Origin of the sequence: Xanthomonas sp. SHU 199, assembly GCF_000364665.1 — a bacterium.
Classification (GTDB): Bacteria; Pseudomonadota; Gammaproteobacteria; order Xanthomonadales; family Xanthomonadaceae; genus Xanthomonas_A; species Xanthomonas_A sontii.
Map to the genome: position 1 here is coordinate 15,692 of NZ_AQOI01000023.1, position 13,736 is coordinate 29,427.

The 13,736-nt window shown below is 68.8% G+C and carries 11 protein-coding genes; 3 read left to right on the forward strand and 8 right to left on the reverse strand.

What is annotated here, in order from left to right; translation table 11 throughout:
* Positions 1–108 precede the first annotated feature (108 nt).
* The 5 genes from ispH to murJ all read right to left on the reverse strand — a co-directional run bounded on the left by ispH (position 109) and on the right by murJ (position 7,482).
* Positions 109–1,059: a 4-hydroxy-3-methylbut-2-enyl diphosphate reductase gene (ispH, locus tag D183_RS0101345; RefSeq protein WP_017907393.1), complete on the reverse strand. Its 951-nt coding sequence runs from the start codon at positions 1,057–1,059 to the stop codon at positions 109–111.
* A gap of 57 nt (positions 1,060–1,116) precedes the next feature.
* Positions 1,117–1,620: a signal peptidase II gene (gene lspA / locus D183_RS0101350; protein ID WP_017907394.1), complete on the reverse strand. Its 504-nt coding sequence runs from the start codon at positions 1,618–1,620 to the stop codon at positions 1,117–1,119.
* 109 nt (positions 1,621–1,729) lie between these two features.
* Positions 1,730–4,561, reverse strand: coding sequence for an isoleucine--tRNA ligase (ileS, locus tag D183_RS0101355; RefSeq protein WP_017907395.1), 2,832 nt, complete (start codon positions 4,559–4,561; stop codon positions 1,730–1,732).
* Positions 4,562–4,567: 6 nt separating this feature from the next.
* The gene (locus D183_RS0101360) at positions 4,568–5,566 is read right to left on the reverse strand and encodes a bifunctional riboflavin kinase/FAD synthetase (protein WP_026144087.1); all 999 of its coding nucleotides are present in this window, start codon (positions 5,564–5,566) and stop codon (positions 4,568–4,570) included.
* A gap of 323 nt (positions 5,567–5,889) precedes the next feature.
* Positions 5,890–7,482 carry a murein biosynthesis integral membrane protein MurJ gene (murJ, locus tag D183_RS0101365; RefSeq protein WP_026144088.1) on the reverse strand — a complete coding sequence of 531 codons (1,593 nt, stop codon included), beginning with the start codon at positions 7,480–7,482 and terminating at the stop codon, positions 5,890–5,892.
* A 116-nt stretch (positions 7,483–7,598) separates the two neighbouring features.
* On the opposite strand from murJ, the gene rpsT reads away from it, so the two are divergent.
* Positions 7,599–7,871 (forward strand): 30S ribosomal protein S20, encoded by a 273-nt coding sequence (rpsT, locus tag D183_RS0101370; RefSeq protein WP_010341167.1) that lies wholly within the window; start codon positions 7,599–7,601, stop codon positions 7,869–7,871.
* 121 nt (positions 7,872–7,992) lie between these two features.
* On the opposite strand, the gene obgE is transcribed toward rpsT, so the two are convergent.
* The 3 genes from obgE to rplU form a co-directional block, all read right to left on the reverse strand.
* Positions 7,993–9,048 carry a GTPase ObgE gene (gene obgE / locus D183_RS0101375; RefSeq protein ID WP_017907397.1) on the reverse strand — a complete coding sequence of 352 codons (1,056 nt, stop codon included), beginning with the start codon at positions 9,046–9,048 and terminating at the stop codon, positions 7,993–7,995.
* A gap of 267 nt (positions 9,049–9,315) precedes the next feature.
* Positions 9,316–9,576 carry a 50S ribosomal protein L27 gene (rpmA, locus tag D183_RS0101380; protein WP_010341169.1) on the reverse strand — a complete coding sequence of 87 codons (261 nt, stop codon included), beginning with the start codon at positions 9,574–9,576 and terminating at the stop codon, positions 9,316–9,318.
* Positions 9,577–9,588: 12 nt separating this feature from the next.
* Complete coding sequence (gene rplU / locus D183_RS0101385; RefSeq protein WP_010341170.1) at positions 9,589–9,909, reverse strand: 50S ribosomal protein L21; 321 nt, start codon at positions 9,907–9,909, stop codon at positions 9,589–9,591.
* A gap of 296 nt (positions 9,910–10,205) precedes the next feature.
* Here rplU and uvrA point away from each other — a divergent pair, with 296 nt between their 5' ends.
* Positions 10,206–13,211, forward strand: a complete 3,006-nt coding sequence (uvrA, locus tag D183_RS0101390; protein ID WP_026144089.1) for an excinuclease ABC subunit UvrA — start codon at positions 10,206–10,208, stop codon at positions 13,209–13,211.
* Entirely contained in the window at positions 13,211–13,618 is a 408-nt protein-coding gene (locus tag D183_RS0101395) for an acyl-CoA thioesterase (RefSeq protein WP_017907399.1), read from the forward strand. Before uvrA ends, D183_RS0101395 begins: the two co-directional genes overlap by 1 nt.
* Positions 13,619–13,736: the final 118 nt, after the last annotated feature.

Genomic DNA, 13,736 nt, shown 5'->3' on the forward strand with positions numbered 1-13,736 from the left:
GCCGCGACAGGCTTTACCGGGATCGCCCGTCGCGGCTGACAGCCGCTCCTACGCGCGCCGCGACAGATACGCCCATCCAGCGTACGAACACGCGACCGAACGCGACCGTCAGTCGACCAGACGCAGCCGCAATTCCTTCGGCAGGGCGAACACCATCGACTCCGGTTCGCCCGCCAGTTCCGACACGCCATCGGCGCCGAGTTCGCGCAGCCGCGCGATCACGCCGTCCACCAGCACCTGCGGCGCCGAGGCGCCGGCGGTCAGACCGATGCGGCGCTTGCCGGCGATCCAGGCGGGATCGATCTCGTCGGCGCCGTCGATCAGGTAGGACTCCACCCCGTCGCGCCGCGCCAGCTCGCTGAGCCGGTTGGAATTGGAGCTGTTCGGCGAACCGACCACCAGCACCAGGTCGCACTCCTTGGCCAGGTCGCGCACCGCGTCCTGGCGGTTCTGGGTGGCGTAGCAGATATCGTCGTTCTTCGGGCCCTGCATCGCCGGGTAGCGCGCACGCAACGCCTCGATGATGCCGCGGGTGTCGTCCACCGACAGCGTGGTCTGGGTGGTGTAGGCCAGGTTCTCCGGCTGCTGCACGTCCAGCGTGGCGACCTGCTCGATGTCCTCGACCAGGTAGATGCGCCCGGTGCCGCACTCGCGGTCCCACTGCCCCATTGTGCCTTCCACCTCCGGGTGGCCGGCGTGGCCGATCAGCACCACGTCGCGGCCGGCGCGGCAGTGCCGGGCCACCTCGAAATGCACCTTGGTCACCAGCGGGCAGGTGGCGTCGAACACCTTCAGCCCGCGCCGCTCGGCCTCCTGGCGCACCGCCTGGGCCACACCGTGGGCGCTAAAGATCACCGTGTTGCCGTCGGGTACCTCGTCCAGTTCCTCGACGAAGATCGCGCCGCGCTGCTTGAGGTCGTCGACCACGAAGCGGTTGTGCACCACCTCGTGGCGCACGTAGATCGGCGCGCCCAGGGTTTCGATGGCGCGCTTGACGATCTCGATCGCGCGATCGACGCCGGCGCAGAAGCCACGGGGGTTGGCGAGCAGGACATCCATTAGCTAGATCCGCCGGCCGCAGGGGGCCAGGCGCTTCGACAGGGAGAGTGGCACCGATTATCCCGCTTTTCGCTTCGCCTTGCCGTCGAACACGCCGAACAGGGCGATGCCGATGGCGCCGGCGACGATCGCCGAGTCGGCGATGTTGAACGAGGGCCAGTAGTGCTCGCCCACGTACCACTGGATGAAATCGACCACGTGGCCGTGCATCAGCCGGTCGATCACGTTGCCGATCGCCCCGCCGATCACCAGCGCGTACGGCAGCGCGCTGCGCCACTCGCCGCGCGGGGTGCGCGCCAGCCACCAGGCCAGCAGGGCACTGATGCCCACCGCCAGCGCGGTGAAGAACCAGAGCTGCCAGCCGCCGGCTTGGCTCAGGAAACTGAATGCCGCGCCGGTGTTGTAGGTCCGGTACCAGTTCCAGAAGCCGGGAATCACCGGCACCGCGGTGAACTCGGGCAGGCTGGACAGCACCCAGGCCTTGCTCCACTGGTCCAGGCCGATCACCGCAGCCGACAGCAGCAGCCAGATCAGGGCGGAGGGGTTGGGTCGTGCGGTCATGCGGGAAGTCCGCCTTGGGCGAAGAAGGAAAGGAAGGATGGCCGGCGCCGCAGCCACGGCGTCGCCGCCGGCCCCGGCGACGCGCAAGCCGCGTGGCCGGGGACGGCACTCAGAACCAGCGGCGCTCCTCGCCCGGTCCTTCGATGTTGCTGACGCAGCGGCCGCACAGTTCCGGGTGCGCCGGGTCGGCGCCGACGTCGGCGCGGTAGTGCCAGCAGCGCACGCACTTGGGCTTCTCGGTGGCTTGGGCGCTGACGAAGATCTCGTCGGTGCTGGCCTCGCGCACCACCACGTCGCCGCTGATGAACAGGAAGCGCAGCTCTTCCTGCAGCGGCTGCAGCTTCGCCGCGGTGGCGGCGTCGGCGGCGACGGTGATCTCCGCCTCCAGGGCGGCACCGATCACGCCGTTGCCGCGCATCGGCTCCAGCACCTTGGCCACCTGCTCGCGCAGCGCCAGCAACTGCTCGAAGTCGGCCGCGCTCAGCGCCGCGTCGTCCGGCAACGGCGCCAGGCCTTCGTACCAGGTGGCGAACAGCACGTTGCCCAGGTGCGCGCCCGGCAGGTAACCCCACAGCTCGTCGGCGGTGAAGCTCAGGATCGGCGCGATCCAGCGCACGAAGGCCTCGGCCACATGGAACATCGCGGTCTGCGCCGAGCGCCGGCCGAGCGAGTCCTCGGCCATCGTGTACAGCCGGTCCTTGGTCACGTCCAGGTACAGCGACCCCAGGTCCACGCTGCAGAAGTTCAGCAGCGCCTGCACGATGGCGGCGAAGTCGTAGCGCGCGTAGGCGGCCTTGATCTGCTCCTGCACCTCGTAGGCGCGGTGCACGATCCAGCGGTCCAGCGCCACCAGCTCCGGCAGCGGCCGCAGGTGCACGGCCGGGTTGAAGCCGTGCAGGTTGCCGAGCAGGAAGCGCGCGGTGTTGCGCAGGCGCCGGTAGGCGTCGGCATTGCGCTTGAGGATTTCCTGCGACAGCGACATCTCGTTGCTGTAGTCGGCCGAGGCGATCCACAGGCGCAGGATGTCCGCGCCCAGCGTCTTCATGATGTCCTGCGGCTCGATGCCGTTGCCCAGCGACTTGGACATCTTGCGGCCGTGCTCGTCCACGGTGAAGCCGTGGGTCAGGCACTGCCGGTACGGCGCCGCGTGGTCCAGCGCCACGCCGGTCAGCAGCGAGGACTGGAACCAGCCGCGGTGCTGGTCGGAGCCTTCCAGGTACAGGTCGGCCGGCTTGGGCAGGCCGCGTTCGGTCAGCACCGCCTCGTGGGTGACGCCGGAATCGAACCAGACGTCGAGGATGTCGGTGATCTTCTCGTAGTCGCCCGCTTCGTCGCCGAGCAGTTCGGCGGCGTCCAGCGCGTACCACACGTCCACCCCGCCCTCCTCGACACGGTCGGCGACCTGGCGCATCAGTTCGGTGCTGCGCGGGTGCGGTTCGCCGGTCTCGCGATGCACGAACAGCGCGATCGGCACGCCCCAGGTGCGCTGGCGCGAGATCGTCCAGTCCGGGCGCCCGGCGACCATGCCGGCGATGCGCGCCTGGCCCCAGGCCGGGTACCAGTGCACGCCTTCGATGGCCTGCAGCGCCTCGGCGCGCAGGTCGGCCTGCTCCATCGAGATGAACCACTGCGGCGTGGCGCGGAACGCGATCGGGGTCTTGTGGCGCCAGCAATGCGGGTAGCTGTGGACCATGCTGGCGCGCGCCAGCAGCAGCCCGCGCGCGGCCAGCAGGTCGGCGATGACGTCGTTGGCCTTCCAGATGTGCAGCCCGGCCAGTTCCATGCCATCGACCGCGGGGGTCGACGGCAGGTACACGCCGCGCGCATCCACCGGGTTGATCTGCGCCGCGCCGTAGCGCTCCAGCAGCCCGTACGGCTTGACCGCCACGTAGTCCTCCTGGCCGTGGCCGGGGGCGGTGTGCACCGCGCCGGTACCGTCGGTGTCGGACACGTGGGTGCCAAGGATCACCGGCACGTCGCGCTCGTCGTAGAAGGGGTGCGCCAGCACCTGGTGTTCCAGCGCCGCACCGGCGACGCGGCCGTGCACCACGACCTCATCCACCCCGTAGCGCTGCAGCGCGCGCTCGGCCAGCGCGTCGGCCAGCACCAGCCAGCGGCGGCGGCCGTCGCGTGCCGGACCTTCGACCAGCGCATAGACCAGGTCCGGCCCCAGCGACACCGCCAGCGATGCCGGCAGCGTCCACGGCGTGGTGGTCCAGATCGGCACGGCCACTTCGGCACCGTCCGGCAGGGTCGCACCGAACGCGGCGGCCAGCGCCGCGCCGTCGCGGGCCGTGTAGGCCACGTCCACCGTCGGCGATTGCTTGTCGGCGTACTCGATCTCGGCCTCGGCCAGCGCCGAACCGCAGTCGAAGCACCAGTGCACCGGCTTCACGCCGCGGGTCAGGTGGCCGTTCTCGACGATCCGCGCCAGCGCACGGATCTCGTTGGCCTCGAAATGGAAGTCCAGCGTGCGGTACGGGTTGTCCCAGTCGCCGATCACGCCCAGGCGCTTGAAGTCGCGGCGCTGGATGTCGATCTGCGCGTTGGCGTATTCGCGGCACTTCTGCCGGAACTCCACCGCATCCAGCTTGACCCCGACCTTGCCGAACTTCTTCTCGATCGCGATCTCGATCGGCAGGCCGTGACAGTCCCAGCCCGGGATGTACGGCGCGTCGTAGCCGGAGAGGTACTTGGACTTGACGATGATGTCCTTGAGGATCTTGTTGACCGCATGCCCGAGGTGGATCGCGCCATTGGCGTAGGGCGGGCCGTCGTGCAGCACGAACAGCGGCCGGCCCTGGGCGTTGTCGCGCAGCCGCGTGTACAGGCCCTCGCTCTCCCAGCGCGCCAGGATGTCCGGCTCGCGCTTGGGCAGGTCGCCGCGCATCGGGAACTCGGTCGCCGGCAGATGGAGGGTGGCTTTGTAGTCCTGGGTCACGGGCAGTTACCGGTCGGTGGTCTTCAGGGGGAGGTCCGCGCGCGGGGCGGCGGACACGGGCGGCAGGCCCGCCACCGCAGGGGCGGCGAGCAGTTGCCGCGCCAGCGCGGCGTCGCGGTGCATCTGCGCGGTCAGCGCCGGCAGATCGGCAAAGGTTTCCTCGTCGCGCAGCTTGGCGACGAACTCCACCTCGATGTGGCGACCGTACAGGTCGCCCTGGAAATCGAACAGGTGCGCTTCCAGCAGCGGCTCCACGCCCTGCACGGTCGGGCGGGTGCCGAAACTGGACACCGACGGCCACGGCTGCGCCGCCACCCCGTGCACCCAGGTGGCGTAGATGCCGGACAGCGCCGGGGTGCGGGCGAACCGCAGGTTGGCGGTGGGATAGCCGAGCGTGCGCCCGAGCTGCTTGCCGCGCACCACGCGGCCGCCGATCGCATACGGGCGGCCGAGCAGTTCGGCGGCATGGGCGAACTCGCCAGCCACCAGCAGCTCGCGGATGCGGGTGCTGGAAATGCGCTCCTCGCGCAGGTGCACCGGCGCGATCTCGTCGGCGGCGAAGCCATGCTGGGCGCCCAGCGCACGCAGCAGCGCGATGTCGCCGCCGCGCTTGTGACCGAAGCGGAACGCCGGGCCGATCCAGACCTCGCGCGCGCGCAGGCGCTCGACCAGCACGCGCTGCACGAAGTCCTCCGCGCTCATCGAGGCCATGCGCCGGTCGAAGCGCAGCAGGCCGACGCTGTCGATGCCGAGTTGGAGCAGGCCCTGCACCTTGGCCCGGGCCAGGGTCAGCCGCGGCGGCGGCGCGGCCGGGGCGAAGAACTCGCGCGGCAGCGGCTCGAAACTCAGCGCCACCGCCGGCACGCCCGCTTCGCGCGCGCGCGCGATCGCCTGCCGCACCAGCGCGCGGTGGCCCAGGTGCAGGCCATCGAAGGCGCCGATGCAGACCACGCTTCCCTGCGGGAACAGGGTCCCGCCCTCGACGTCTCTAAACAGCCTGCTCATTCCTCGGTCCGAAGCGCCGGCGCAGGAAGCGCCGGTCGATGATGCGTAACCGTCGAGTATAGCGGGTGGGGGCTTGGCCCGGGGCCCGGGACCCGGGACCCGGGACCCGGGACGGCAGCATCGGCGTGCGGAGCCAGACCGCCGCCAGGCGATCCGGCAAAAACAAAGTGATCACTTTCTGTGGGAGGGACTTCAGTACCGACGGGCTTTCCCGGGAAGGCCCGTCGGGGCTGAAGCCCCTCCCAGAATGCAATCGCAAGCGCTTGGCACTCGCGGAAACTCCCGGGTCCCGGGTCCCGGCCCCCGGATCCCGGACCCCGGCTTCAATGCTCGCGCAGATCCCGCGGCCGAAACCCCAGCGCCAGCAAGGCGAGCAGATACACCGCGCCGCCGCCGCCGACCAGCAGCAGCAGGCTGCCGATCCGGTGCCACTTGTCCATGGTGGTGAACGCCGGCAGCCAGTGCAGGCCCAGCGCCAGCACGGCGGCCATCGCCGCACAGGCCACGCCCAGCCGCAGCAGGTAGCCGCTCCAGCCCGGCTTGGGCTGGTAGACCTGGTCGCGGCGCAGCCAGCGCCACAGCAGCGACAGGTTGAGGTAGCTGGCCACCGCACTGGCCAGGCCCAGCGCCAGGTGCAGGCCCGGCACCGCCTCCAGCGCCGCGCGCACGCCCTGCGCACGCAGTTCCGCCGGCACCCACAGCTGGTACAGGATCGCCAGGAACAACAGGTTCAGCGCCATGTTGGCGACCAGCGCGGCGACACCGGCGCGCACCGGCGTGCGCGTGTCCTGGCGCGAATAGAACGCCGGCAGCAGCACCTTGAGCAGGGCGAACGCCGGCAGGCCGAAGCTCAGCCCGAACACCGACATCGCCGCCATGCGCGTGTCGAAGGCGGTGAACTTGCCGTACTGGAACAGGGTCGCCACCAGCGGCTGGCTCAGCAACATCAACCCCAGCATCGCCGGCACCGCGATCAGCAAGGTGGTGCGCAGCCCCCAGTCCAGCGCGCTGGAAAATCCCGCGCGATCGGTCTTGACGTGGTGCCGCGACAGCGCCGGCAGGATCACCGTGCCCAGGGCCACCCCGAACACGCCCAGCGGCAGCTCCAGGAAGCGGTCGGCCTGCGACAGCCAGCTCTGCGAGCCGGCGTACAGGAACGAGGCGATCACCGTGTCCAGCAGCAGGTTGATCTGCGCGATCGAGGAGCCGAACAGGGTCGGCACCATCAGGGTCAGCACCCGGCGCACGTCCGGATGCCGCCAGCCCCAGCGCGGCAGGGTCAGCAGGTCGATGCCGCGCAAGGCCGGCAACTGGAACAGCAACTGCAGCACGCCGGCCACCAGCACCGCCCAGCCCATCGCCAGAATCGGCACCTGCAGCCGCGGCGCCAGCCACAGTGCGCCGGCGATCATGCACAGGTTGAGGATCACCGGGGTCAGCGCCGGCAGGCCGAAGCGGTGAAAGCTGTTGAGCGCGCCACCGGCCAGCGCGGTCAGCGACACGAACAGCAGGAACGGGAAGGTCAACCGCAGCAGATCGACGATCAACCCGAACTTGGCCGGGTCGTCGGTAGCGCCAGGATTGAACAGCATCGCCACCTGCGGGGTGAAGATCAGCCCCAGCGCGGTGACCAGCAGCAGCACCCCGCCCAGGGTGCCGGACACCCGCGACATCAGCGCGCGCAGGTCGGCGTGCGGGCGGGTTTCCTTCACCTCGGTGAACACCGGCACGAAGGCGGTGGCGAACGAGCCCTCGGCGAACAGCCGGCGCAGGAAGTTGGGAATGCGGAACGCCACCCAGAACGCGTCGGTGGTGGCGTTGGCGCCGAAGGAAATGGTGATGGCCTGGTCGCGCACCAGGCCCAGCACGCGCGAGACCATGGTCATGCTGCTGAAGGAGAGCAGCCCGCGGAGCATGCGCGGCTGGCTCATGCGGCAGCCCTCTTGACAATTGACTTGACGCGAATATTCGGACGCTTCATACTCTCCCGCTTGTTTTTATCCACCACACAGCTTTCCAGGAAACCACCACCGTGGCCAATATCAAGTCCGCCAAGAAGCGCGCCAAGCAGACCGTCGTGCGCAACGCGCGCAACACGGCTCAGCGTTCGATGCTGCGCACCGCCGTCAAGAAGGTCATCAAGGCCCTGGACGCCAACGACGCAGCCGGCGCCGAAGCCGCTTTCGCCATCGCCCAGCCGATCCTCGACCGTTTCAGCTCGCGTGGCCTGATCCACAAGAACAAGGCTGCCCGTCACAAGAGCCGCCTGAGCGCCCGCATCAAGGCGATCAAGACCGCCGCCTGATCGGCTGCCGTCGACGCCGGAAGCGCGCACGCTTCCGGCAGCACCACGAAAAAGCCCGGCCTCGGCCGGGTTTTTCGTGTGCGCGTCACCCTGCCCCGCGCGCCGCGGGACGGCGCGACGCTCAGGAGGCATTGGCGGCCGCCTCCAGCGCCTCCTCGCGCTGGCGGTCGAAGAACGCCATCACGTCCTTCATGATCGGCCAGGTGCCTTCGCGGCCCAGCGCCGACACCAGGTACCAGGGCTGGGTCCAGCCCAGTTCGACGACGACCTGCTCGGCCAGCGCCCGCGCCTCGTCCTCGAACATCAGGTCGGCCTTGTTCAGCACCAGCCAGCGCGGCTTGGCCAGCAGCTCCGGGTCGTGCTTCTGCAGCTCGTGCTCGATCGCCCGCACCTGCTCGGTCGGCGATACGCCATCCACGCCACCCTCCATCGGCGCCAGATCCACCAGGTGCAGCAGCAGACGGGTGCGCTGCAGGTGGCGCAGGAACTGCGCACCGAGGCCGGCACCGTCGGCGGCCCCCTCGATCAGCCCGGGAATGTCGGCGATCACGAAGCTGCGGTAGGCCTCGACGCTGACCACGCCCAGGTTCGGATACAGCGTGGTGAACGGGTAGTCGGCGACCTTCGGCGTCGCCGCGGACACGGCACGGATGAAGGTGCTCTTGCCGGCATTGGGGAAGCCCAGCAGGCCGACGTCGGCCAGCAGCTTCAGTTCCAGCTTGAGCGTGCGCTCCTCGCCCTCCTCGCCCGGCGTCGCCTTGCGCGGCGCGCGGGTCACCGAACTCTTGAAATGCATGTTGCCCAGGCCGCCCTTGCCGCCCTGCGCGACCAGCAGGCGGTCGCCATGCGCGATCAGGTCGCCGATGACCTCGTCGGTCTCGACGTTGATCACCACAGTGCCGACCGGCACGGTGATGGTCAGATCCTCGCCGGCCTTGCCGTACATCTGCCGGCCCATGCCGTTCTCGCCGCGCTGCGCACGGAACGCGCGCTGGTGGCGGAAGTCGACCAGGGTATTGAGATTCTCGTCGGCGACCAGCCACACGCTGCCGCCGTTGCCGCCATCGCCACCGTCGGGCCCACCCAGCGGGATGAACTTCTCGCGGCGAAAGCCGATGCAGCCATTGCCGCCATTGCCGGCCGTGACCTGGATTTCCGCTTCGTCTACGAGTTTCATGGATAACAACCGGGAATGGGGAATGGTGAATCGGGAATGGGAAAAGCGAGCCATCGCCGCGGCGACGATTCTATGTCGCAGCCACAGATCGGCAAAATCCATCACTGCATTGCCTGACGCAACCAGGACAGGGCGAGTTCACGGGAGGCGCCTTTGCCCATTTCCGATTCCCCACTCCCCATTCCCAGCCGCAAAACAAAAACCCCGCCGAAGCGGGGCTTTCGTCAGCAAGCCTGCGCCACGGCGCAGGCCCTGGACACCGGCGACTTACGCCTCGGTGACCACGCTCACGGTGCGGCGCTTCTTGGCGCCCTTCACCGAGAACTCGACCTTGCCGTCGACCAGCGCGAACAGGGTGTGGTCGCGACCCAGGCCGACGCCGGCGCCCGGGTGGAACTGGGTGCCGCGCTGACGCACGATGATGTTGCCGGCTTCGATGGCCTGGCCGCCGAACATCTTCACGCCCAGGTACTTCGGGTTGGAGTCGCGGCCGTTGCGCGAGGAACCTACGCCTTTTTTGTGTGCCATGACTGCTGCTCCTTACTTCTTGTCGCCACCGGCGATGCCGGTGATCTCGATTTCGGTGTAGTGCTGCCGATGACCCTGACGCTTCATGTGGTGCTTGCGGCGGCGGAACTTGATGATGCGCACCTTGTCGGCGCGGCCGTGGGCCACGACCTTGGCGGTGACGGCGGCGCCCTTCAGCGCGTCGCCGATCTTGATGCCGTCGCTGTCGCCCAGCATCAGGATGTTGTCGAACGTGATCTCGTTGCCGGCTTCGACTTCGAGCTTTTCCACGCGGAGCGTTTCGCCCTGCGCGACGCGGTATTGCTTACCGCCGGTGACCAGTACTGCGTACATGACCAGACTTCCTCTGTAGTTATTGTGGTCGTTCCTGCCGTGCCGTTTCGGGCAGACAGGAGCGGGATTGTAAGCCGCCGCGCGCAGCAGGGTCAAGCCCACCCAGGCCCGGACTGTCAAGCCCCGCGGGCCGGCGCGACTGCCTGAACCAGCCAGCCGCCGGCGCCCGGCGGCGCTGGGATCTGCGGCAATTGCCCCCACCTGACAAGCTGGGTACGCTGATCGATTGCCGTCCCCTTTCCGCCCCCACACTGGCCAGCGGCACCGCCACGGCCGGCACATTCCGGAATCTCTTCATGGCGATGGATTACATCCGCATCCGCGGCGCGCGGACGCACAACCTCAAGAACCTCGACCTCGACCTGCCGCGCGACAAGCTGATCGTGATTACCGGCCTGTCCGGGTCCGGCAAGTCCTCGCTGGCGTTCGACACCATCTACGCCGAGGGCCAGCGCCGCTACGTGGAGTCGCTGTCGGCGTACGCGCGGCAGTTCCTCAGCGTGATGGAGAAGCCCGACATCGATCACATCGAAGGCCTGTCGCCGGCGATCGCGATCGAGCAGAAGTCGACCTCGCACAACCCGCGCTCCACCGTCGGCACCATCACCGAGATCTACGACTACCTGCGCCTGCTGTACGCACGCGTCGGCCAGCCGCGCTGCCCCGACCACGGCTACCCGCTGGAGGCGCAGACGGTCAGCCAGATGGTCGACCAGGTGCTGACCCTGGACCCGGAGCAGCGCTACATGCTGCTGGCGCCGGTGATCCGCGAGCGCAAGGGCGAGCATGCGCAGGTGTTCGAACAACTGCGCGCGCAGGGCTTCGTGCGCGTGCGCGTGGACGGCGAGCTGTACGAGATCGACGCGGTGCCGGCGCTGGCGCTGCGCCAGAAGCACACCATCGAGGCGGTGATCGACCGCTTCCGCCCGCGCGAGGACATCAAGCAGCGCCTGGCCGAGAGCTTCGAGACCGCGTTGAAGCTGGCCGACGGCATGGTGTCGGTGCAGTCGCTGGACGACACCGCGGCCGCGCCGCACCTGTTCTCCTCCAAGTACAGCTGCCCGGTCTGCGACTACTCGCTGCCGGAGTTGGAACCGCGCCTGTTCTCGTTCAACGCGCCGATGGGCGCCTGCCCGAGCTGCGACGGCCTGGGCGTGGCCGAGTTCTTCGATCCCGAGCGGGTGGTGGTGCATCCGGAGCTGTCGCTGTCGGCCGGCGCGGTGCGCGGCTGGGACCGGCGCAACGCGTACTACTTCCAGCTGATCGCCTCGCTGGCCAAGCACTACAAGTTCGACGTCGACGCGCCCTGGCAATCGCTGCCGGCGAGCGTGCGCCAGGCGGTGCTGTACGGCAGCGGCGACGAGACCATCACCTTCACCTACTTCACCGATGCCGGCGGCCGCACCCAGCGCAAGCATCGCTTCGAAGGCATCATCCCCAACCTGGAACGCCGCTACCGCGAGACCGAATCGCCGGCGGTGCGCGAGGAACTGGCCAAGTACATCAGCGAACGGCCGTGCCCGGACTGCAAGGGCGCGCGCCTGAACAAGGCCGCGCGCAACGTGTTCGTCGCCGACCGTCCGCTGCCGGACCTGGTGGTGCTGCCGATCGACGATGCGCTGAGCTTCTTCCGCCAGCTCGACCTGCCCGGCTGGCGCGGCGAGATCGCCAGCAAGATCGTCAAGGAGATCGCCGAACGGCTGGGCTTCCTGGTCGACGTCGGCCTGGATTACCTCACCCTCGAACGCAAGGCCGACACCCTGTCCGGCGGCGAGGCGCAGCGCATCCGCCTGGCCAGCCAGATCGGCGCCGGCCTGGTCGGGGTGATGTACGTGCTCGACGAGCCGTCGATCGGCCTGCACCAGCGCGACAACGAACGCCTGCTCGGCACCCTCACCCGCCTGCGCGACCTCGGCAACACGGTGATCGTGGTCGAGCACGACGAGGACGCGATCCGCCTGGCCGACTACGTGCTGGACATCGGCCCCGGCGCCGGCGTGCACGGCGGCGAGGTGGTCGGCCACGGCAGCGTGCAGGACCTGTTGAAGGCGCCGCGTTCGCTGACCGGGCAATACCTGTCCGGCAAGCGCCGCATCGAGATCCCGGCCAAGCGCCACAAGGCCAATCCGAAGATGACCCTGCACCTGCGCGGGGCCACCGGCAACAACCTCAAGAACGTCGACCTGGACATCCCGGCCGGCCTGCTGACCTGCATCACCGGCGTGTCCGGCTCGGGCAAGTCGACGCTGATCAACGACACCCTGTTCACCCTGGCGGCGAACGAGATCAACGGCGCCTCGCACAGCGTGGCGCCGTACCGCGAGATCGAGCACCTGGACCTGTTCGACAAGGTCGTGGACATCGACCAGTCTCCGATCGGGCGCACCCCGCGCTCCAATCCGGCCACCTACACCGGCCTGTTCACGCCGCTGCGCGAACTGTTCGCGCAGGTGCCGGAAGCGCGCTCGCGCGGCTACTCGCCGGGCCGCTTCAGCTTCAACGTGCGCGGCGGCCGCTGCGAGGCCTGCCAGGGCGACGGCCTGATCAAGGTGGAGATGCACTTCCTGCCGGACGTGTACGTGCCCTGCGACGTCTGCCACGGCAAGCGCTACAACCGCGAGACGCTGGAGATCCTGTACAAGGGCTTCAACATCAACGACGTGCTGGAAATGACCGTCGAGGATGCGCTGAAGCTGTTCGAGCCGGTGCCGTCGATCGCGCGCAAGCTGGAGACTTTGGTCGACGTGGGCCTGAGCTACATCAAGCTGGGGCAGAGCGCGACCACCCTGTCCGGCGGCGAGGCGCAGCGCGTGAAGCTGTCCAAGGAACTGTCGCGGCGCGATACCGGCCGCACCCTGTACATCCTCGACGAGCCGACCACCGGCCTGCACTTTCACGATATCGAGGCGCTGCTGGGCGTGCTGCACAAGCTGCGCGACGAAGGCAACACCGTGGTGGTGATCGAACACAACCTGGACGTGATCAAGACCGCGGACTGGATCGTCGACCTCGGCCCGGAAGGCGGCCACCGCGGCGGCACCATCCTGGTTACCGGCACGCCGGAAGACGTGGCGGCCTGCCCGCAGTCGTACACCGGCCAGTTCCTGGCGCGGATGCTGCCCTCCACCAGCGCGCGCCCGGAGCAGCCGGCGGCGATGGCCAACAAGCCCGACGCGCGCCCGCCGCGCAAGGTCAAGCCGGAAAAGCCGGCGAAGAAGCAGGCGGTGGCCGCCAAGAGCGGCAAGGCCAGCAAGAGCACCACCAGCACCAACACCGGCACCAAGAAGAAGAAGGACGTTTGATGAGCAGCGAACACAAGATGCTGGCGCGCATCCCGATCAGCGTGCGCTGGCGCGACATGGACAGCATGGGCCACGTCAACAACGCCAAGTACATCTCCTACCTGGAAGAGGCGCGCGTGCGCTGGATGCTGGGCGTGGAAGGCGTCTCGATGAGCGATCGCATCGCCCCGGTGGTGGCGGCGACCAACGTCAACTACCGCGCGCCGATCGTGTGGCCCAACGACATCCTGGTCGAACTGTTCGTCGAGCGCCTGGGCACCAGCAGCGTGACCATCGGCCACCGCATCGTCGACCAGCAGGACGAAAGCCGGCTGTACTCCGACGGCCACGTGGTGGTGGTGTGGATGGACACCCAGACCGGCAAGAGCGCGCCGCTGCCCGACGCCGTGCGCAAGGCGACGAGCTGAGGCCTGCGCTTGCGCCGGACCCGAGCCGGCGCATCCTCCCCCTTTGCAGTGACCTGCCCACGCAGGAGCGGCGTGCGCTCCTTGTGGGAGGGACTTCAGGGCACCTCGAACAACCTGC

What these genes read in the sequence shown, in the direction of transcription:
- ispH (WP_017907393.1), bottom strand. Translation starts at nt 1,059, where the DNA reads ATGGATGTCCTGCTCGCCAACCCCCGTGGCTTCTGCGCCGGCGTCGAT.
- lspA (WP_017907394.1), bottom strand. Translation starts at nt 1,620, where the DNA reads ATGACCGCACGACCCAACCCCTCCGCCCTGATCTGGCTGCTGCTGTCG.
- D183_RS0101360 (WP_026144087.1), bottom strand. Translation starts at nt 5,566, where the DNA reads ATGAGCAGGCTGTTTAGAGACGTCGAGGGCGGGACCCTGTTCCCGCAG.
- murJ (WP_026144088.1), bottom strand. Translation starts at nt 7,482, where the DNA reads ATGCTCCGCGGGCTGCTCTCCTTCAGCAGCATGACCATGGTCTCGCGC.
- obgE (WP_017907397.1), bottom strand. Translation starts at nt 9,048, where the DNA reads ATGAAACTCGTAGACGAAGCGGAAATCCAGGTCACGGCCGGCAATGGC.
- rpmA (WP_010341169.1), bottom strand. Translation starts at nt 9,576, where the DNA reads ATGGCACACAAAAAAGGCGTAGGTTCCTCGCGCAACGGCCGCGACTCC.
- rplU (WP_010341170.1), bottom strand. Translation starts at nt 9,909, where the DNA reads ATGTACGCAGTACTGGTCACCGGCGGTAAGCAATACCGCGTCGCGCAG.
- uvrA (WP_026144089.1), top strand. Translation starts at nt 10,206, where the DNA reads ATGGCGATGGATTACATCCGCATCCGCGGCGCGCGGACGCACAACCTC.
- D183_RS0101395 (WP_017907399.1), top strand. Translation starts at nt 13,211, where the DNA reads ATGAGCAGCGAACACAAGATGCTGGCGCGCATCCCGATCAGCGTGCGC.